This window comes from Halomonas heilongjiangensis (assembly GCF_002879645.1).
Classification (GTDB): Bacteria; Pseudomonadota; Gammaproteobacteria; order Pseudomonadales; family Halomonadaceae; genus Halomonas; species Halomonas heilongjiangensis.
This window is the reverse complement of sequence record NZ_PNRE01000025.1, coordinates 226,555-245,293: the sequence shown is the minus strand read 5'-3', so window position 1 is coordinate 245,293 and position 18,739 is coordinate 226,555. Positions and strand designations below refer to the sequence as shown.

Sequence of the window (18,739 nt, the reverse complement as noted above, 5' to 3'; positions counted from 1 at the left end):
ATCGAGCATCGGCAGGTCGAGATCGTTCTCGCGGGCGCAGGTCTTGGCGATCGCGTAGCCGGCGTCGGCGTGGCGCATCACCCCGGTGGCCGGGTCGTTGCGCAGCACCCGGCCCAGGCGGGCGTGGGCGTCATCCGTGCCGTCGGCGACGATCACCACCCCGGCGTGCTGGGAGTAGCCCATGCCCACCCCGCCGCCGTGGTGCAGCGAGACCCAGGTCGCGCCGCCGGCGGTGTTGAGCAGGGCGTTGAGCAGCGGCCAGTCGGAGACGGCGTCGCTGCCGTCCCGCATCGCCTCGGTCTCGCGATTGGGGCTCGCCACCGAGCCGGAGTCCAGGTGGTCGCGGCCGATGACGATGGGCGCCTTGAGCTCGCCACTGGCGACCATCTCGTTGAAGGCCTGGCCGAGGCGGGCGCGATCCTTGAGGCCCACCCAGCAGATCCGCGCCGGCAGCCCCTGGAAGCTGATTCGCTCGCGGGCCATGTCCAGCCAGTTGTGCAGGTGCGGGTCGTCGGGGATCAGCTCCTTGACCTTCTGGTCGGTCCTGTAGATGTCCTCCGGGTCGCCGGAGAGCGCCGCCCAGCGGAAGGGACCGATGCCCTGGCAGAACAGCGGGCGGATATAGGCCGGCACGAAGCCGGGGAAGGCGAAGGCGTTCTCGACCCCTTCCTCCTGGGCCATCTGGCGGATGTTGTTGCCGTAGTCGAAGGTCGGCACGCCCAGCGCCTGGAAGTCGAGCATGGCCTGGACGTGCACCGCCATGGACTGCTTGGCGGCCTTGACCACCGCCTCGGGCTCGCTCTTGCCGCGCGCCACGTACTCATCCCAGGTCCAGCCCGACGGCAGGTAGCCGTGCAGCGGGTCGTGGGCGCTGGTCTGGTCGGTGACCATGTCGGGGCGCACGCCGCGCCTGACCAGCTCGGGGAGGATATCGGCGGCGTTGGCGCACAGCCCGATGGAGACCGCCTGGCCCTCTGCGGTGTAGCGCTCGAGGCGTTTGAGTGCGTCATCCAGGTCGGTGGCCTGCTCGTCCAGGTAGCGGGTGCGCAGGCGGAAGTCGAGGCGCGACTGCTGGCACTCGATGTTCAGCGAACAGGCGCCGGCCAGGCTCGCCGCCAGGGGCTGGGCACCGCCCATGCCGCCCAGGCCGGCGGTGAGGATCCAGCGGCCGCTGAGGTCGCCGGCGTAGTGCTGGCGCCCGGCCTCGACGAAGGTCTCGTAGGTGCCCTGGACGATGCCCTGGGAGCCGATGTAGATCCACGAGCCGGCGGTCATCTGGCCATACATCATCAGGCCCTTGCGGTCGAGCTCGTTGAAGTGCTCCCAGTTGGCCCAGGCCGGCACCAGGTTGGAGTTGGCGATCAGCACCCGCGGGGCGTCCTTGTGGGTCTCGAACACCCCCACCGGCTTGCCGGACTGGACCAGCAGGGTCTGGGTGTCCTCCAGGCGCTTGAGGGTCTCGACGATGGTGTCGAAGCACTGCCAGTCGCGGGCGGCGCGGCCGATGCCGCCGTAGACCACCAGGTCCTCGGGGCGCTCGGCCACGTCGGGGTGGAGGTTGTTCATCAGCATGCGCAGGGGGGCCTCGGTGAGCCAGCTCTTGCAGCTGCGCTCGCTACCGGTGGGGGCGGCGATCCGGCGGGACGGATCATGGCGCGGGTCGAGGGGCTGACGGACGGTCATTTGGGTCTCCTGTCTGGTGTGGTGGAGGTGTCGGGCTCAGCTGGCGTCCAGGGTCAGCTGGTGGATCAGCCGCGCCGCCGCCTTGGCGGTGCGGCCATCGATATCGAGGCTGGGGTTGAGTTCGGCGACGTCGGCCAGGCGCAGCTTGCCGCTGTCGCGCACCCGCTCGACCAGCCGCTCGAGCAGGGGAAGCGCTACGCCGTGGGCGGCCGGGGCACTGACGCCGGGGGCCTCGCCGGCGGGCAGTACGTCCAGGTCGATGGTCAGGTAGAGGTGGTCGCACCCGGCGATGAAGGCGTCCAACTCGTCGCCGATGGCGCCGAGGCTCGTCGAGGTGATCTCGTGATCCTCGCGGACCAGCACCTCGAGGTCGGCGGCGCGCTTGAACAGCGCCCGGGTGTTGGCGGCGCGGCTCACGCCCAGGCAGGCGTAGCGGAAGGGCCAGCCGCGGGCCTCGCACTCGCCGGCGATCTGGGCGAAGGGGGTGCCGGAGGAGCACAGCCGAGACGGGTCGCGCAGATCGAAGTGGGCGTCGAGGTTGACGATGCCGATGGTCGGTACGCCATTGCCGCTGCTCCGGGCCTCGAGATGACGCGCCAGCCCCGACCAACTGCCGAAGGCCACCTCATGGCCGCCGCCCAGCACGATGGGCAGGTGGCCGGCCGCCAGCAGGGTGGCCAGGCACTCGGCGAGGCGCCGCTGGGCGGTCTCCATGCCGTCGTCGCCGCCGTGGCCGTGACAGACCACGTCGCCGGCGTCATGGGCCGGCGCCCGGCGGTGCCAGGCCAGGTTGGCCAGCGCCTTGCGGATGGCCCGGGGACCGCCGGCGGCGCCGATGCGGCCCTGGTTGCGGGCCACGCCGGCGTCGCAGGCGAAGCCGAGCAGCGCCACCCCGACGGGGCTGCCCACCGTCAGGGGCTCGACGACCTGATGCCAGCGCGGGCTGTCGGGCTCGGGATCCTCGCGACCGGCCCAGGGCGACATGTCGATGGGGTCAAGCATGTGCAGAGTCATGGGTCACCTCCCCATTGAAGATGCGTTGACGCAGGCGCCCGGGCTGCACGGCATAGGCCAGGGCGGCGGGGGATTCGGCGTCCCACCAGCAGAGGTCCGCCGGGGCGCCTGCCTCGATCCGGCCCAGGCCCTGCCCGTGAAGGCCCAGGGCACGGGCGCCGTGGGCGGTCATGCCGGCCAGGGCCTCGCGCGGGGTGAGGCGGAACAGGGTGCAGGCGAAGTTGAGCATCAGCGTCGGGTGGAAGAGCGGCGAGCTGCCGGGATTGGCATCGGTGGCGATGGCCATGGGCACGGAGGCCTCGCGCAGCGCCTCGATGGGCGGCAGGCGGGTCTCGCGCAGGGTATGGAAGGCGCCGGGCAGCAGCACCGCGACGCTACCCGCCTCGCGCAGGGCCGCCACGCCGGCTTCGTCCAGGTACTCGATATGGTCGGCCGAGAGCGCCCCGTGCCGCGCCGCCATGGTGCTGCCACCCAGGTTCGAGAGCTGCTCGGCGTGGGCCTTGACGGGCAGGCCGTGGGCCTCGGCCGCTTCGAAGACCCGCTCGCACTGGGCCACCGAGAAGGCGATCTTCTCGCAGAAGACGTCCACCGCATCGGCCAGGCCCTGCTCGGCGGCGGCCGGGATCATCTCCCGGCAGACCAGCTCGATATAGGCGTCGCTGTCGTCCCGGTATTCCGGGGGCAGGGCGTGGGCGCCGAGCAGGGTGGTGACCACCCGTACCGGCAGGGACTCACCCAGGCGGCGGGCCACCCGCAGCATCTTCAGCTCGTCGGCGACGGTGAGCCCGTAGCCGGACTTGATCTCCACGCTGGTGACGCCCTCGGCCATCAGCGCCTGCAGGCGCGGCCTGGCCTGCGTGAACAGCTCGTCCTCGCTGGCCGCGCGGGTGGCGCGTACCGTGCTGAGGATGCCGCCGCCGCGACGGGCGATCTCCTCGTAGCTGACGCCCTCCAGTCGCTGCTCGAACTCGTCGGCCCGGGAGCCGCCGAACACCAGGTGGGTGTGGCAGTCCACCAGCCCGGGAGTCATCACCCCGCCGCGCCCCATCTCCCGGCAGCCGGCGGCGACGTCGCGGTCGAGCTCGGTCATCGGCATCACCCGGGAGATGTGGTCATCCTCGACGACGACGGCCATGGGCTCGGCCCGGGTGTCGTGCCCATCGAAGAGGACGACGTCGCGCCAGAGTCCGGGTGTCTTCGGGTTGCCTGCCATCGGGGCCTCCTGCGGTAGCGTTATATTTGTATATACATTTAGTGGATCAGAGAGGCGGCGTCAACCCCGCGGCCGGGGCAGGCGGATGACGCCCTTGGCGCCGGGCCCGCGGATAACTCGTTATACCCAGACAACCATATGATATGTATCGTTTAAACCGGGTATTCTCGGCGATTGGTCAGAAGCGGTGAGCGATGGATTGCGACTAAAGTATAGGGCAGGGGAGGGTGTCGGGATTGGCATCGTTGCACGGGTCATTGTATATACATGGTCAGGCGGTCAGGCGAAGCATCACTCCACATCACAACGAGAGGGAGGAACTCCCCCCATGGCAAGCCAGGAGCAGGCGACGGACATCACCCGTCGCCCATCACTCACCACGGTGTTGAAGCTGTTCGTGCCCAGCGCACTGGGCATCGTGATCTTCTTCGTGCCGGTCACCCTCAACGACCGCACCACCATCCTGCTCGACCACATGGTCACCGGGGCGCGCGCGCTGCTGGGCGATGCCAGCGGCTTCTATGCCCTGGCGCTGATCGTGGCGGGCGCCGCCTATCCACTGCTCAAGGGCTACTGGCGGCGCAACCTCACCGAGCGCATCTTCACGGTGCTCAAGATCGCCGGGGTGGTCGCGGCGCTGATGGCGCTGACCGGCTGGGGGCCGGGGTTCCTCCATGAGCCGGACATGCTGCCCTTCCTGTTCGACAAGCTGGTGATTCCGGTGGGACTGATCGTGCCGATCGGTGCGGTCTTCCTGGCACTGCTGATCAGCTACGGCCTGCTGGAGCTGATCGGCGTGCTGGTGCAACCGGTGATGCGGCCGATCTGGCGTACCCCGGGGCGCAGCGCCATCGACGCCGTGGCGTCGTTCGTCGGCAGCTACTCCATCGGCCTGCTGATCACCAACCGGGTCTACCAGGCGGGGCAGTACTCGGCGCGGGAGGCTGCGATCATCGCCACCGGCTTCTCCACGGTCTCGGCCACCTTCATGATCATCGTGGCGCGTACGCTAGATCTGATGGACGTGTGGAACCTCTACTTCTGGTTGACGCTGGTGATCACCTTCATCGTCACGGCGATCACCGTGCGCCTGCCGCCGCTCTCCGGCATGGACGACACCAAGCGTGATGGTGAGCCCGAGGCGGTGCCGGGCAAGCGCTTCTCCACCGCCTGGCGCACCGGGCTGGGCGTGGCCGCCAAGGCGCCCAGCCTGCCCGCGAGCGTGGCGCTCAACGTGCGCGAAGGGCTGGTGATGGCGATCAGTATCCTGCCGTCGATCATGTCGGTGGGGCTCGCGGGGCTGGTGATCGCCAAGTACACGCCGCTGTTCGAATGGCTCGGTTGGCTCTTCTATCCCTTCGTGGCGATCTGGGGGCTGGACGACGCGGCGGCCCTCGCCCAGGCGTCCGCCTCGGGGCTCGCCGAGATGTTCCTGCCGGCGCTGTTGATGGCGGAAGCCGACTTCGTGGCACGCTTCGCCGCCGGGGTGGTGTCGGTCTCCGCGGTGCTGTTCTTCTCGGCGTCGATTCCCTGCATCCTCTCCACCAGCATTCCGCTCTCGGTGGGACGTATCGTGGTGATCTGGTTCATCCGCGTGGCGCTGAGCCTGCTGCTCGCGGTGCCGGCGGGGTACCTGGCCCAGGCGCTGGGTGGTGGCTGACGCCCGCCGGAAACCGGAGCGGGAAAGAGGCAGCGAGGCCGGGGAATTCCCGGCCTCGCTGTCGCATGGGGAGCGATCAGGATGACTGGCGATGCACCGAGGAGCGCAGCTTGTAGCGCTCGCCGGGATGGATCAGCCGCGCATAACTGATCAGGCTCTCGCCGGACCAGGTGCGGCGGATCATGCTCAGGCAGGGACGGGTGACGTCGGTGTCCAGGTGGCGGGCGGTGGCGGCGTCGACCAGCACGGCCTCGACCACGTGCTCGATATCGGTGATCGGGCAGGCCGCCACCAGCACCTCGTTGGGGGTGTGCCGGGAGAAGTCGGTGTCGAGATACGCCGGCACCCAGCGCGGGTTGACGTAGCGATCCTCGAGCTGGATCGGTACGCCGTTCTCGCGATGCACGATCAGCGTATGAAAGACCTGGGTGCCCAGGCGCACCCCGAGGCGCAGCGCCACCTCGTCGTCGGCCGCGATGGCTTCACGGCGCAGCACGTCGTTGTCGTAGTCGTGCCCGCGGCTGCGCACCTCCTCGGCGATGTTGTGGACCTCCACCAACGACGACTCGGCCTTGCGGTCGGTGACGAAGGTGCCGAGCCCCGGCTGGCGGGTCAGGTAGCCCTGCTGCACCAGATCGCGGATCGCCTTGTTGGCGGTCATGCGGCTGACGCCGAAGTCCCGCGCCAGCTGCTCCTCAGGTGGAATCTGGTGATGGGCCGGCCAGTCGCCGCCCTGGATCTTCTCCAGCAGGTGCTGCTGAATCTGCAGGTAGAGGGGGGGAGAGCTGCCCATGAGTTGCGCTGAATCCTTTCGCCGGGAGTGGAGGGGGGGACGACGCATCCAGTTTACCCGCAGCGGGGCGCCCCGGCATCCCGTGCGATGCCTGGTCGAACTTGGGGCGACCCCGCGGGGTGTGGTTAAGCTAGGCTGACAAGACAAATGATCGTTCAGCTCTGCGAGCGACATCATGCGGTGTCACCACTGTGGTTGGGTCAATCGTGAAGAGGCGGCGTTCTGTGACGAATGCGGCGCGGCCTTGGCATGCCTCGTGGTGCCCCAGACCAGCTTCATCGGCCGCCAGGCCGAGCTGGCCGCCCTCGAGGCCGCGATGCAGCAGAGCTGCGCCGGGCAGGGGCAGCTCATGCTGCTCAGCGGTGACCCGGGCATAGGCAAGACGCACACCGCCCAGGAATTTGCCACTCGGGCCGAGCAGCAGGGGATGCGGGTGTGCTGGGGCCGCTGCTACGAGGAGCCGGGCGCCCCGCTGTACTGGCCCTGGCTGCAGCTACTGCGCGGCTGGCTGGAGGAGGCCGACTCGGCCCTGTCGGGTGAAATTCCGGGCAGCGATGCCGGTGTGATCGCCGAACTGCTACCGGAACTCCGGCAGCGCCTGCCTGACCTGATAGAACCGCCGCCCATCGAGGATCCTGCCCAGGCCCGCTTTCGGCTGCTCGATACCCTCACGCGGTTCTGGCAACAGGCCGCAAGGCACCAGCCCCTGGTGCTGATTCTGGACGACCTGCACTGGGCCGATACCGCCTCGCTCAAGCTGCTGGAATTCCTGGCCCGGGAGATCGCGGCCAGCCCTCTGCTGTTGCTCGGCAGCTTTCGTGACATCGAGCTGAGCCGTCAGCATCCGTTGTCCGATACCCTCGGTGCACTGTCCCGTCTGCCCCACTGCCGGCGCCTGCCGCTGAGCGGCATGTCACGCGATGAAACCGAACGGTTCCTCGGCTCGCTGGCCGGGACCCTCCCGCTGACCGCCGTCGCGACAGCGATATACCAGCACAGCGAAGGCAATCCGCTGTTCATGCGTGAGCTGTCCCGCCACCTGTTGCAGGAAGGCCTGCCCGCGGACGGGGTGGTGCCACGCATCCCGGCCGGCATCCGCGAGATCATCGGACAGCGCTTGAACCGGCTGTCGCGCGATTGCAACCGCTTGCTGGGCATGGCGGCGGTGATCGGCCGGCGCTTCGAACTCGAGCTGTTGGCCGGCTTGGCGCTGCCGGATGCCGAGTTGATGGATATCCTGGACGAGGCGCTGGAGGCGCACATCGTCGAGGCGCTGCCGCAACCGGGCCGCTTCCAGTTCAGTCACGCCCTGGTTCGGGAAACCCTGTACGAGGAGCTGTCGACCACCCGACGAATGCGCCTGCATCGACAGGCCGGTGAGCGGCTGGAAACGCTGCACCGTCACGATCTACCGACCCGTCTGCCGGAGCTCGCCCACCATTTTGCCGAGGCCGCCCCTGCCGGCACGGCCGAAACGGCGATCGACTATGCCCAACGGGCCGGCGCCCGGGCCGATACGCTGCTGGCCTACGAGGAGGCGGTGCATTTCTACCATCTGGCCCTGCAACTGCAGGAGCTGTACCTGCCACAAGACAGCGAGCGCGGCTGCTGCTTGCTGCTGGCACTGGCGGAAGCGCGGAACCGGGCCGGCGGGCGTGCCGATGAATCCCTGATCATCTTCGGCCAGGCCGCGGAGCTGGCACGCCATGCGGGCCCGGCCGCCGAGTGGGCCGTTGCCATGCTGGCCCGAGCCGCAATCGGCTTCGAGCGCGTTGGCTGTCGGATCGGTCGTCACGGCGAACAGGCAGTAGCCCTGCTGGAGGAAGCATTGGCGGCCCTGGACCCATCGACGGAGCGTCTGCGGGCCGAGCTGCTGGCGGCGCTGTGTCGGGCCAATATCTACTGCGACCGGCCCCAGGCCGCCCATGCGGCGTTCCAACAGGCGACCCGGCTGGCGCGCCGGCTAGGTGATCCACTCACCCTGTTCGAGGCACTCAGCGCCATCGTTCCGGCACGCTCGTGGCCGGAACACCTGGATGAGCGCCTGGCCGCAGCACGCGAGGCTCTCGAGCTGGTGTCCCGGGCGGGGCACCCGGAATGGGCGGTCGGTTACATGACCGGCTGGTACATCGGGGATCTGATGGAATACGGCGATATCGACAGCGCCCGGGCCGTGCTCGAACTGCACCAGCGGGTGGCCAATGCCTGGCGACAGCCCTTTCTGCAGGCCGTCGGCCTGTGTGCCCAGGCCATGTTGACCACTCATCGGGGGCGCTTCGCCGAGGCCGAGCAGCAAGCGCGGGAAAACCTGATCGTGGGCCGACGCTTTTCCCCGGACCATGCCGAGGGCGTGTTCGGCATGCAGATGTTTACCTTGCGCCGGGAGCAGGGCCGGCTGGGCGAGCTCCAGCCGGTGCTGAGCCATTTCGTGCGGAATTCTCCCGAGACGGCGGCATGGCGACCGGGGCTGGCCGTGCTGTACGCCGACCTGGAACTGATGGAGGAGGCGCGAATCGAGCTCAAGTACCTCATGACCGATGAGCTCAAGGCCGTTGCCCGCGATGCCATGTGGTCGACCAGTATCACCTACCTGGCAGAAGTCTGTGCCCGTCTCGACGAGGCCGGGTATGCCACCACCCTGTACCGCTATCTGCTGCCCTATGGCGGCCGCAACATCGTCTCCGGCGCCCATACCGTCTGCTACGGTTCGGCAGACCGGTTTCTCGGTATGCTGGCGGTTACCCTGAAGCAGTGGGACACCGCCGAACGCCACTTCCAGGCCGCACTGGCCATGGATGAACGCACCGGGGGATGGCCCTGGCTGGCCCACGATCGATACCAGTACGCCCGTTTGCTGGCGCAACGCAAGCAAACCGAGCCGGCGCGGGCACTGGAGCAAGCGGCGTTGCTGGCTGCACGCGGGCTCGGCATGGAGGTGTTGGCACGGCGCTGTGATGTGCTACGGGAAACACTCTCGACCCGACCGGTCTTTCCGGATGGCTTGAGCCGGCGCGAGGTACAGGTGCTGAAGTTGCTCGCCGCAGGGCGCAGCAACCGTCAGGTGGCCGAACGGCTATTTGTCAGCCCCAATACCGTCGCCAATCATGTACGAAACATCCTGGCCAAGACCAACACCGCCAATCGCACCGAGGCGGCGGCCTATGCCATCCGGCATGGCCTGGTAGAAAAGTAGGCGGGTAATTCTTTCAGAGGAAGGCCGAGGGGTTGATCTGATCGACCTCGATGATCACGTCGGCCGGTACCCCGGCTCGCCTCGCTGCCTCGCGGATGGCCTCGGGATCCGGGGCTTCGTAGAGGCAGTAGGTTTTCTTCTTGTCGGAGCTCAGAAAGGAGAACAACCAGTGGACTCCGATCTCCTGATTGATTTCGGTGACTTCCCTTACCGAGTCGGTGGTGAATTCGAGCTGTTCGGCGAAGTTTCGCTCGATAAGAAACAGGGGCATGGATTATTCCTCCATAGGGGGAGATAAAGTGTGAATGGCTTTTTCACTATAGGCCAATCTTGGAGTAGGGGTCTTGCAACACCCGCTCGGATATCCGTGTGACGGGTGAGCGTTCGTCATGGCTCGACTCGATGGTCAAGCCTGACCATTCGAGCGATCGGATACGCGCCATGAAAATGATCAGTTCTGTCGATGTGCCGAAGATGGCCGCCCCCTAGGCTTGATTTACACGTCCAGTGCGGATGTGAGATCAAGACTTAGGAGAGTAATGCCATGAAAACTATTACTGTCATCTGTGCCATGGTTATCGCTTTGCTACTTGCCTTCGGGGTGGCCGCCGAGCAGATATTGAAACCCATCCATGCCTATCGACTGGGAGGTGATGAGCAACGCGCGGTGATGTATTACGCCGAGAGAGGTGCTGGCTATGAAGTCGTCACCACCTGGGTGGGTGAAGAGGAGGTGCTGATGCGTCATATCGCCTACCTCGAGCCTGGCCAGCGCTATACATTGTCACTGATCGAGCGCGGTCTGCCGGTGCAATTCAGCGTCCGTAATGACGCCGGCTCAGTGGTCATGGTGGGCGAGCCGGAGGCGCCGGCCTATGCACAGCGGTGCAGTGGGAACGAGGATGCCTATCCGACCCCGCTACAGCGCCTGGTCCTCTGTCCCCGCGGCCAGGAGCTAGCGATCGATGAGCCTGTCCCTCAGCTTACCGCCGGTGGGCCAGGAAGCGCAGTCATCGGTGAATGATCGGGTCAAGAGTCTCCAGCGATATACGCGGCCTTCAGAAGGCCGTGTATGTCGCTGGATTCGCGTTGCGATAGTCAATTCTGACTATTCTTCCGATTGGCTGCCGGCTCGAGAATAGTCAACCTTGTCGATGTGGTCTCCCGACATCGCACTCTAGACTGCTCCTGTAATAAATGATCGATCGATTGGATCGAAGGGGAGAGTGTCATGTGCCGATGGTTGACTTTTCCGTTTGTGACGGCTGCCCTGGCGCTTGCCGTGTCATCGGCCGCTGTGTCCTCCGAGCAGACCCGCACCGTCGAGGTCAATGGCGTCACGCTGCCCTATGTCGACCAGGGCGAAGGCAACCCCGTCGTGTTCGTGCCCGCCACGATCGCCGATCACCGGGTCTGGGAGCCGTACCGCGAGGCCATCGCCCGCGAGCACCGCTTTATCAGCTATACCAAGCGCTATTTCGGCACCGAGCCCTGGCCGGACGACGGCGAGCAGTTCTCCAGCGAGACCCATGCCGCCGATCTGGCCGCCTTTATCCGGGCGCTGGATGCCGGGCCGGTCTATCTGGTCAGTTGGTCGTACAGTGGTCAGATCGTTCCGCTGATGGCGCTGGAGCACCCGGAGCTGGTGCGTGGCATGGTGCACTATGAACCGCATGTCCCCTCGCTGGTCGCCGAGATGCCGGAGGAAATACAAGCTGCAATCGCTGAAGATAACAACAAGTACGGTCCTGCCATGGAGGCCCTGGAGGCCGGCGATGCGGAGCAGGCCACCAAGCTGTTTATCGAGGCCGTGTTTCAGCGGTCGCCGGGTGGTTTCGAGCAGGAACCCGAATATATGCGCGTCATCTGGCTGGATAACGCCCGCACAGTGCCACTCCAGGTCGCCATGACACCGCCCGCCATCAGCTGCGAGGATCTGGCGACCCTCGAGCAGCCCACCCTGATCCTGAGGGGGGAGCATAGCGACGTCTACTATGCGTCGGTCGCCGACACCATGGCGCAGTGTCAACCCCAGGCCGAGCTGGGGGTGATTCCCGGCGTCAATCACGATGGGACATTCAATGCCGTCGAGGACTTTACCGCCGCCATCCTCGACTTTCTGGCCGAGCATTGAGAGGAGGGCACTGCCATGAGCGCCGATACCGCACGGGATACCTTCCAGGCTGCCTTGCGCGGCGCATTGCTCCAGGCCGATGATCCCGGCTACGAGCGGGCCCGCCGGCTCTACAACGGCATGATCGACAAGCGGCCGCGGCTGATCGCCCGTTGCGAGAACGTGGCCGACGTGATTCGCGCGGTCCATTTCGCCCGCGAGCAGGGGCTGCCCCTGGCGGTGCGCGGCGGCGGCCACAACGGTGCCGGGCTGGGCGGCTGCGACGACGGCCTGGTGATCGATCTCTCGGCCCTGCGTGGCATTCGCATCGATCCCGCCATGCGCACCGCCCGGGTCGAGGGGGGCTGCACCTGGGGCGATGTGGATCACGCCACCCACGCCTTCGGCCTGGCCACGGTCAGCGGCATCATCTCCACCACCGGGGTGGGGGGGCTCACCCTGGGCGGTGGCCACGGCCATCTGAGCCGTCAGTACGGGTTGACCATCGACAATCTGCTGGAGGCCGACCTGGTGCTGGCCGACGGGCGTTTCGTCACCGTGAGCGAGACCCAGCATCCGGCGCTGTTCTGGGCCATCCGCGGCGGCGGCGGCAACTTCGGCGTGGCGACCTCGTTCCTGTTCCAGCTGCATCCGGTGAACATCGTGAACGCCGGCCCGACGCTCTGGGAACTGGAACACTCGGCCGCCGTACTGCGCTGGTACCGCGAGTTCATCACCAATGCCCCCGAATCGCTGAACGGCTTCTTCGCCTTCCTGAGTGTGCCGCCGGCGCCACCGTTTCCCGAGCACCTGCACAATAGACGGATGTGCGGCGTCGTCTGGTGCCATACCGGGCCCGAGGAGGAGGCCGAACGACTCCTGGCGGCCGTCCACGAGCCCGCCGAACCGGCCCTGCACGGCGTTCAGCCGATGCCCTATCCGATGCTGCAGGGCGCCTTCGATGGCCTCTATCAACCCGGATTGCAGTGGTACTGGCGTGGCGATTTCGTCACCGAGCTCAGCGATGCGGCCATCGAGCGTCATGTCGAATATGCGGAGGTTCCGACCCCTCTGTCGACCATGCACCTGTATCCGGTCGACGGTGCGGTACACCGGGTCGGGCGTCATGACACCGCCTTCAGCCACCGTGAAGCGAAGTGGTCCGAGGTCATCGTCGGCGTCGATCCCGACCCTGCCAATCGAGACAGGATCACCCGCTGGACCAGGGAGTACTGGGAAGCGTTGCACCCGTTCTCCGCCGGCGGCGGCTATGTGAACTTCATCATGAACGACGAAGGCCAGGAGCGGGTTCGGGCGACTTATCGCGACAACTACGAGCGGTTGGCACGCATCAAGGCCGAGTACGATCCCGACAATCTGTTCAGGATCAATAACAACATATTACCGGTGGGCTAACACGCACCGGCCGGAGCGCTTGTCGAGTGGGCTAGCCGGCGCTCCTTCATGCCGGACCTCGTTCGACACCCCCGCAGCGCTTTGCTAACGTCAATTCATGTCTCCAGGCCCGTGTAGATTCCTTCCGACCCTTGCCGGAGCCGCTGCGGATGGCTACCACCCCCTCGGAAATGACCGATGACGTCGGTGAGGCGACACCCCTGCTGGAGGTCAGCAACCTCGTCATGGATTTCGGTGGGCTGCGCGCCCTGGATGCGGCGACGCTGAAGGTGGGGCAGGGGACCATCACCGGCCTGATCGGCCCGAACGGGGCGGGCAAGACGACGCTGTTCAATGTGGTGGCCGGCTACCATGAACCCCGTGCCGGGCGCGTCTACCTCGATGGCGAGGATATCACCGGCCTGCCGCCGCACCGGATCTTCGCGCGCGGGCTGTGCCGCACCTTCCAGATCCCGCGGGAACACGCCAGCATGTCGGTGCTCGAGAACCTGATGCTGGTACCCCGGGGCCAGGCGGGCGAGCGCTTCTTCGCCAACCTGCTGCGGCCCGGGCTGGTGCGTGAGCAGGAAGCGGCGCACCGGCAACACGCCGAGGAGGTCCTGGCGTTTCTCGATCTCTCGCACCTGGCCCACGAATATGCCCGCAACCTCTCCGGCGGCCAGAAGAAGCTGCTCGAACTGGCGCGCACCCTGATGGCGGATCCCAAGCTGGTCCTGCTCGACGAACCCGGCGCGGGGGTCAATCCGACCCTCATGGGGCGCCTCAAGGAGAACATCGAGCGGCTCAACCGCGAGCGTGGCATCACCTTCCTGATCATCGAGCATGACATGGACCTGGTGATGAGCCTGTGCGATCCGGTGATCGTGATGAGCGAGGGCCGCTACCTGATGGAAGGCCCGCCCGAGGCGGTGCGCCGCGATGCCCGGGTCCTGGAAGCCTATCTCGGAGGCCAGTATGCCGCTGCTGAAGGCTGAAGGGGTCACCGCCGGCTACGGTGACATGGAGATCCTCCACGAGGTCGACCTGGAGGTGGAGGTCGGCGAGATCGTCTCGCTGATCGGGCCGAACGGGGCGGGCAAGTCGACCCTGATGAAGACCATCTTCGGGCTGCTGCACCCGAAGTCGGGCACCATCACCTACCGGGACAAGCCGATCCACGGCCGCAAGCCCCACGAGATCGTCACCCTCGGCCTGTGCTATGTGCCGCAGGTCGCCAATGTCTTCGTCACCCTGACGGTGGAGGAGAACCTCGACATGGGCGCCTACCTGCTCGACGAACGCGAGATCCCGCAGCGCCGGGAGCGGGTCTATGAGCTCTTCCCCCGGCTGCGTGAACGCCGGCGGCAACGCGCGGGCAAGATGTCCGGCGGGGAACGCCAGATGGTGGCCATGGGCAGCGCACTGATGCTGGAGCCGGACCTGCTGCTGCTGGACGAGCCCTCGGCCGGCCTCTCGCCCAAGCTGGTGGACGAGATCTTCGACAACATTCGCCGTATCAATGCCGCCGGCCTGGCCGTGCTGATGGTCGAGCAGAATGCCAGGAAATCGCTCCAGATGGCGAACCGGGGCTATGTGCTGGCCAACGGCGAGAACCGCTACGACGGCACGGGCCAGGAACTGCTCGCCGACCCCGACGTGGCTCGCCTCTACCTGGGGGGATGACCGATGGCCGTATCCGAGACCCGCAAGCCGGGGCAGGAGCTGCCCGCCGACGAGCGCCGCCTCGGCGAACGTCTACGTGCCTTCATTCGCACGCGCGGCTTCCTGGTCGGCACCTTCGTGGTGATTCTGATCGCCATGTACGTCGCCGGCCTGATCGCGGGGGCCAGCGCGCAGCGCCTGCTGGCGCTGACGGCCTGGGGGCTGATGCTCGGCGGGATCATCGCCCTGGGCAGCATCGGCCTGTCGCTGGTCTACGGCGTCCTCAAGTTCCCCAACTTCTCCCACGGGGCCCTGGTCACCCTGGGCGCCTACGTGGCGTACACGGTGGTCCCGCTGCTACCCCAGGGCGAGGCGCTGCGCCCGTTCTCCTTCGGCTACGAGTTCCTGGTGGCACTGGTCGTGGCCATGCCGGTGGTGGGCCTGGTCGCGGTCGCCATCGACCGCCTGGTGTATCGGCGGCTGCGCAACACCGGTGCCCACCTGGTGCTCTTCGCCATGGCCTCGCTGGCGATGGCGTTCTTCGTGCGCAGCATGATCTATCTCATCTGGGGGCCCGATTTCCACTTCTACTATCCGGGGCGGGCCAACCCGGCCCTCTATCTGCCGTTCGGCATGCGCGTCCGCGCGGACCAGCTGTTCATTCTCGTGCTCGCTTTCGTGCTGGTCGCCGCCGTCTATGTCCTGCTCGAATGGACCCGCATGGGCAAGGCGATGCGCGCCACCGCCGACAATCCCCATCTCGCCCAGATCCGCGGCATCAACACCGAGCGCGTCATCGCCTGGACCTGGATGCTCGGTGGCGGGCTCGCCGCCGCCGGCGGCATCATGTACGGCCTGAGCTCGCAGCTCCGGCCGGAGATGGGGTTCTGGCTGCTGCTGCCGATGTTCGCGGCCACCATCATGGGGGGCATCGGCAATCCCTACGGCGCGCTGAGTGCGGCGCTGATCATCGGCATTGCCCACCAGGTGTCGACGTCATTTCTCGATCCGACCTACGGCCCCGCGGTGGCGTTCGTGCTCATGGTGCTGACGCTGCTCATCCGCCCCCAGGGGCTGCTCGGCCGCACGGAGGGGTGATCCGCCATGTCCCAGTTGATCTTCCTCAAGGGCCTGATGCTGGGAATCGCCCTGGCGTGCATCCTGCCGATCCTGCTGCCGCCCGGGGTGCGGTGGCGGGTGCCGGGCGGCATCGTGCTGGGGCTTGCCGCCGGCCTGGGCATCGCGGCCAGCGTGCCGTCGGGCTACCTGTCCTACTTCATCGGCTTCATGACCATGGCAAGCCTCTACGCGATTCTCAGCCTGGGCCTGAATACCCAGTGGGGCTACACGGGGCACCTGAACTTCGGCGTGGCGGGCTTCTTCGCGGTGGGTGCCTTCACCTCGGCGCTGTTCACCATCGAGGCGCCCACCGGCCTGGCGGCCCAGTACACCCAGGTGCTGTTCGGGCTGCAGATGCCGTTTCTCGTCGGGGTGCTCGCGGCCGGCGTGGTCTCGGGGCTGGTGGCCTTCGTCGTCGCCGTCCCCGTGCTGCGCCTGCGCCTGGACTTTCTCGCCATCGCCACCATCGGGGTGGCGGAGATCATCCGCCTCATCTTCCAGAACGAGCGCTGGCTCGCCAATGGGCCCCAGCCGCTGCGCGGCATCCCGCAGCCGGGCCGCTGCCTGTTCGAGTCCCGTCACTGCGAGTGGCTCCCCGAGTCGCTGGCGTGGCTCATCGAGCCCCTGGGCACACGGGACTACACCGCCTTCTACCTGATGATCGTGGCGGCCTTCCTGGCGCTGATCTACGTGGTGCTCGAGCGCACCTGTCGCTCGCCGTGGGGGCGCATGCTGCGGGCGGTGCGCGACGAGGAGTCCTCGGCGGCCATGAACGGCAAGAACGTCACCTTCGCCCGGGTCCAGGCCTTCGTGGTCGGTGCCGTGGTCATGGGGATCGCCGGGGCGCTCTACGCGCACTACACCGTGGCCATCGACTACAGCCACTTCCATGCGCTGTTCGGTACCTTCCTAGTGTGGATCATGCTCATGCTAGGGGGCAGCGGCAACCACCGCGGCGCCATCCTCGGGGCGATCCTGGTGTGGGGCGTCTGGGCCGGCACGGCCTTCCTGGCCAACGCCCTGGAACCGCTGCTGGCGCTCATTCACGAGGACCTGCCCGGTCGTGCCCAGTACATCCGCTGGCTGCTGGTGTCGCTGCTGCTGGCCGCCGTGGTGCTGTTCCGCCCCCAGGGGCTGCTGCCGGAGGAGATGCGGGTGTCCAACCACCTGCGCGGCAACGGGCACTGACACGGGGTGTAGTGCATGCGAGGGTAGTGCATGCGAGGTGCACTAACCGCAGAAGGAAGCGGAGCCCTCGATGAGGGCTCCGCGGGGGGCGACGACTACTCCTCCGGGATGTCGTCCGGGGAGCGGATCTCGAGGGTCTCGCTGACGCCGTCCTGGAACTGCCAGATGGCGATGGGGGTCAGCACGTCACCGTTGTCGTCGAAGTTCGCCGGTCCGGCCGCGCCGCTGTACTGGACGTCCTCGCCGGCCATGATCGCCTCGATGCCGGCGACGAGGCTGTCGTAGTCCCCGGCCAGGATGGTCTGCCCCGGCGGATTGGCCACGTCACGCAGGCGGTCGCGGAGCACCGGTCCGGTGATGTCGTCGGCAGACTCGTGGCCGTCCGCGTACGCCTTGACCGCCGCCAGGCCGATGACGATCGCCGCGTCGTAGGCCGACTCGGTGAATGGCGGGATGCGATCGTGCCCGAACTCCTCCATGAACTGCTCGGAGAATTGCTGGAAGCCCGGAATGCTCGGGTCCTGCCCCGGTGCGGTGCCGATCACGCCCTCGACGGTATCGGCACCGAGTGCCTCGACGACGTCATCGGAACGGTTACCGTCGACGAACTGCCAGGCCACCTGGTCGAAGAGGTCCCGGGCCTCGGCCAGGAAGGTCGCGGTATGGGCCGGGTAGCTCGCCGCGAACAGCATGTCCGGTTCGTCCTGCAGCGCCGAGGCGATCTGCGAGGTGTAGGTCGGCTGGACCTCTTCCGGGTGCGGGACCTGGGCGTGGACCACGCCACCGCGAAGCTGGAAAGAATGGGCGAAGGCGTTCGACAGGCCCTGGCCGTAGGGATTGTTGATGAAGATGGTCGCGGCACTCTCGAACTGGTAGTCGTCGATGATCTCGCCGGCGGCGAGCTGTGCTGCGACAACGCCCTGCAGGGCGTCGGACGCCGTGGTCCGGAACAGCAGGTCGGCGTCGCGATCCTCCGGGAGCACCGAGATCAGCGGTGATGTCGAGCCATTGGAGATCTGTAGCACCTCAGCAGGAATGGTCACGGAGGTCGCCACCGCGACCGTCACGCCGCTGGACCAGCCACCGATGATGGCCGGTACGCCGCGCACCTCGACCAGGCTGCGGGCCGCCTCGATGGCGGGGCTCGGCAGGGTCGCGCTGTCCTCGGCGATGTGGTCGCCGATGATGGCGCCGCCGAGCACCTCCTCGGTCGCGGCGTTGATGTGCTGGACGCCGAGCGCCACACCATCACGGTAGTACTCGCCGAACTCGGCGCCCGCCCCCGTGAAGGGGGCGATCTGGCCCAGTGTGATCGACGGAGGTTGAGCGACGGCGGCATTGGGTGTCACAGCCAGCGCCAACGCCGTCAGCCCGGCCACCCCGATAGCGGTGGCCGATGAAATCGTACGCATGTGTGCCGTCATGACTGCTACCTCCCTTGACGGAAAGGTTGCTGGAGTCGGCCGATCCCGTCATCTGCCATGCCCACAATCCCTTCGGGTACGCAGTCGATCGCGACAGGATCGACGACAATCAGGCTAGTCCGCCGGAGTGGCTCCCGCCACTTTCCGGTCCCGGATCTCTGGCGACCACCCGGGCAGTGGCAGACGTTCATGAGGGGTGCATCGAATGTCAGCAGTTGATGGCCAGAGGGTGGCACGGAGCGTGGCTGCAACCACGGGTGCCGGAATCTGACGCTGCCACGG

Annotated in this window: 15 protein-coding genes; 9 read left to right on the top strand and 6 right to left on the bottom strand. The window is 67.0% G+C overall.

The window, feature by feature from the left end:
• The 3 genes from hutU to hutI all read right to left on the bottom strand — a co-directional run.
• Nucleotides 1-1,683, bottom strand: a 1,683-nt coding sequence (gene hutU, locus C1H66_RS06000) for a urocanate hydratase (RefSeq protein WP_102626988.1), incomplete at its 3' end; no start/stop codon positions are given.
• Nucleotides 1,684-1,719: 36 nt separating this feature from the next.
• Complete coding sequence (hutG, locus tag C1H66_RS05995) at nt 1,720-2,697, bottom strand: formimidoylglutamase (protein WP_240618223.1); 978 nt, start codon at nt 2,695-2,697, stop codon at nt 1,720-1,722.
• On the bottom strand, nt 2,678-3,910 hold the full coding sequence (hutI, locus tag C1H66_RS05990; RefSeq protein ID WP_102626986.1) for an imidazolonepropionase: 1,233 nt from the start codon (nt 3,908-3,910) through the stop codon (nt 2,678-2,680). The genes hutG and hutI overlap by 20 nt, the downstream gene beginning before the upstream one ends.
• 328 nt (nt 3,911-4,238) lie before the next feature.
• Here hutI and C1H66_RS05985 point away from each other — a divergent pair, with 328 nt between their 5' ends.
• Nucleotides 4,239-5,570, top strand: a complete 1,332-nt coding sequence (locus tag C1H66_RS05985) for a YjiH family protein (protein WP_102626985.1) — start codon at nt 4,239-4,241, stop codon at nt 5,568-5,570.
• A gap of 76 nt (nt 5,571-5,646) precedes the next feature.
• On the opposite strand, the gene hutC is transcribed toward C1H66_RS05985, so the two are convergent.
• Nucleotides 5,647-6,363, bottom strand: a complete 717-nt coding sequence (gene hutC, locus C1H66_RS05980; protein ID WP_102626984.1) for a histidine utilization repressor — start codon at nt 6,361-6,363, stop codon at nt 5,647-5,649.
• A gap of 244 nt (nt 6,364-6,607) precedes the next feature.
• Here hutC and C1H66_RS05975 point away from each other — a divergent pair, with 244 nt between their 5' ends.
• Nucleotides 6,608-9,556 carry a helix-turn-helix transcriptional regulator gene (locus tag C1H66_RS05975; protein ID WP_181423408.1) on the top strand — a complete coding sequence of 983 codons (2,949 nt, stop codon included), beginning with the start codon at nt 6,608-6,610 and terminating at the stop codon, nt 9,554-9,556.
• Between the two features lie 13 nt (nt 9,557-9,569).
• Here C1H66_RS05975 and C1H66_RS05970 read toward each other — a convergent pair whose 3' ends face one another.
• Complete coding sequence (locus C1H66_RS05970; protein WP_102626982.1) at nt 9,570-9,827, bottom strand: DUF4242 domain-containing protein; 258 nt, start codon at nt 9,825-9,827, stop codon at nt 9,570-9,572.
• A gap of 273 nt (nt 9,828-10,100) precedes the next feature.
• Between C1H66_RS05970 and C1H66_RS05965 the strand changes: the two genes are divergently transcribed.
• The 7 genes from C1H66_RS05965 to C1H66_RS05935 all read left to right on the top strand — a co-directional run bounded on the left by C1H66_RS05965 (nt 10,101) and on the right by C1H66_RS05935 (nt 17,033).
• Nucleotides 10,101-10,580, top strand: a complete 480-nt coding sequence (locus tag C1H66_RS05965) for a hypothetical protein (protein ID WP_102626981.1) — start codon at nt 10,101-10,103, stop codon at nt 10,578-10,580.
• 207 nt (nt 10,581-10,787) lie between these two features.
• Nucleotides 10,788-11,690 carry an alpha/beta fold hydrolase gene (locus tag C1H66_RS05960; RefSeq protein WP_102626980.1) on the top strand — a complete coding sequence of 301 codons (903 nt, stop codon included), beginning with the start codon at nt 10,788-10,790 and terminating at the stop codon, nt 11,688-11,690.
• Between the two features lie 15 nt (nt 11,691-11,705).
• Nucleotides 11,706-13,085 carry an FAD-binding oxidoreductase gene (locus C1H66_RS05955; protein WP_102626979.1) on the top strand — a complete coding sequence of 460 codons (1,380 nt, stop codon included), beginning with the start codon at nt 11,706-11,708 and terminating at the stop codon, nt 13,083-13,085.
• A gap of 149 nt (nt 13,086-13,234) precedes the next feature.
• Nucleotides 13,235-14,059, top strand: coding sequence for an ABC transporter ATP-binding protein (locus C1H66_RS05950; protein ID WP_102626978.1), 825 nt, complete (start codon nt 13,235-13,237; stop codon nt 14,057-14,059).
• Entirely contained in the window at nt 14,040-14,747 is a 708-nt protein-coding gene (locus C1H66_RS05945; RefSeq protein WP_102626977.1) for an ABC transporter ATP-binding protein, read from the top strand. Before C1H66_RS05950 ends, C1H66_RS05945 begins: the two co-directional genes overlap by 20 nt.
• A 3-nt stretch (nt 14,748-14,750) precedes the next feature.
• Complete coding sequence (locus tag C1H66_RS05940) at nt 14,751-15,824, top strand: branched-chain amino acid ABC transporter permease (RefSeq protein ID WP_102626976.1); 1,074 nt, start codon at nt 14,751-14,753, stop codon at nt 15,822-15,824.
• Between the two features lie 6 nt (nt 15,825-15,830).
• A complete protein-coding gene (locus C1H66_RS05935) occupies nt 15,831-17,033 on the top strand; it encodes a branched-chain amino acid ABC transporter permease (protein ID WP_240618222.1) in 1,203 nt (400 codons plus the stop codon).
• Between the two features lie 95 nt (nt 17,034-17,128).
• Here C1H66_RS05935 and C1H66_RS05930 read toward each other — a convergent pair whose 3' ends face one another.
• Nucleotides 17,129-18,445 (bottom strand): ABC transporter substrate-binding protein, encoded by a 1,317-nt coding sequence (locus C1H66_RS05930; protein WP_170064098.1) that lies wholly within the window; start codon nt 18,443-18,445, stop codon nt 17,129-17,131.
• Between the last annotated feature and the right edge of the window lie 294 nt (nt 18,446-18,739).

Bases quoted from the DNA above. Each gene is read 5' to 3' on its own strand.
- hutC (WP_102626984.1), bottom strand. From the start codon at position 6,363: ATGGGCAGCTCTCCCCCCCTCTACCTGCAGATTCAGCAGCACCTGCTG.
- C1H66_RS05955 (WP_102626979.1), top strand. From the start codon at position 11,706: ATGAGCGCCGATACCGCACGGGATACCTTCCAGGCTGCCTTGCGCGGC.
- hutG (WP_240618223.1), bottom strand. From the start codon at position 2,697: ATGACTCTGCACATGCTTGACCCCATCGACATGTCGCCCTGGGCCGGT.
- C1H66_RS05985 (WP_102626985.1), top strand. From the start codon at position 4,239: ATGGCAAGCCAGGAGCAGGCGACGGACATCACCCGTCGCCCATCACTC.
- C1H66_RS05930 (WP_170064098.1), bottom strand. From the start codon at position 18,445: ATGCGTACGATTTCATCGGCCACCGCTATCGGGGTGGCCGGGCTGACG.
- C1H66_RS05940 (WP_102626976.1), top strand. From the start codon at position 14,751: ATGGCCGTATCCGAGACCCGCAAGCCGGGGCAGGAGCTGCCCGCCGAC.
- C1H66_RS05935 (WP_240618222.1), top strand. From the start codon at position 15,831: ATGTCCCAGTTGATCTTCCTCAAGGGCCTGATGCTGGGAATCGCCCTG.
- C1H66_RS05950 (WP_102626978.1), top strand. From the start codon at position 13,235: ATGGCTACCACCCCCTCGGAAATGACCGATGACGTCGGTGAGGCGACA.
- C1H66_RS05970 (WP_102626982.1), bottom strand. From the start codon at position 9,827: ATGCCCCTGTTTCTTATCGAGCGAAACTTCGCCGAACAGCTCGAATTC.
- C1H66_RS05945 (WP_102626977.1), top strand. From the start codon at position 14,040: ATGCCGCTGCTGAAGGCTGAAGGGGTCACCGCCGGCTACGGTGACATG.
- hutI (WP_102626986.1), bottom strand. From the start codon at position 3,910: ATGGCAGGCAACCCGAAGACACCCGGACTCTGGCGCGACGTCGTCCTC.
- C1H66_RS05965 (WP_102626981.1), top strand. From the start codon at position 10,101: ATGAAAACTATTACTGTCATCTGTGCCATGGTTATCGCTTTGCTACTT.
- C1H66_RS05960 (WP_102626980.1), top strand. From the start codon at position 10,788: ATGTGCCGATGGTTGACTTTTCCGTTTGTGACGGCTGCCCTGGCGCTT.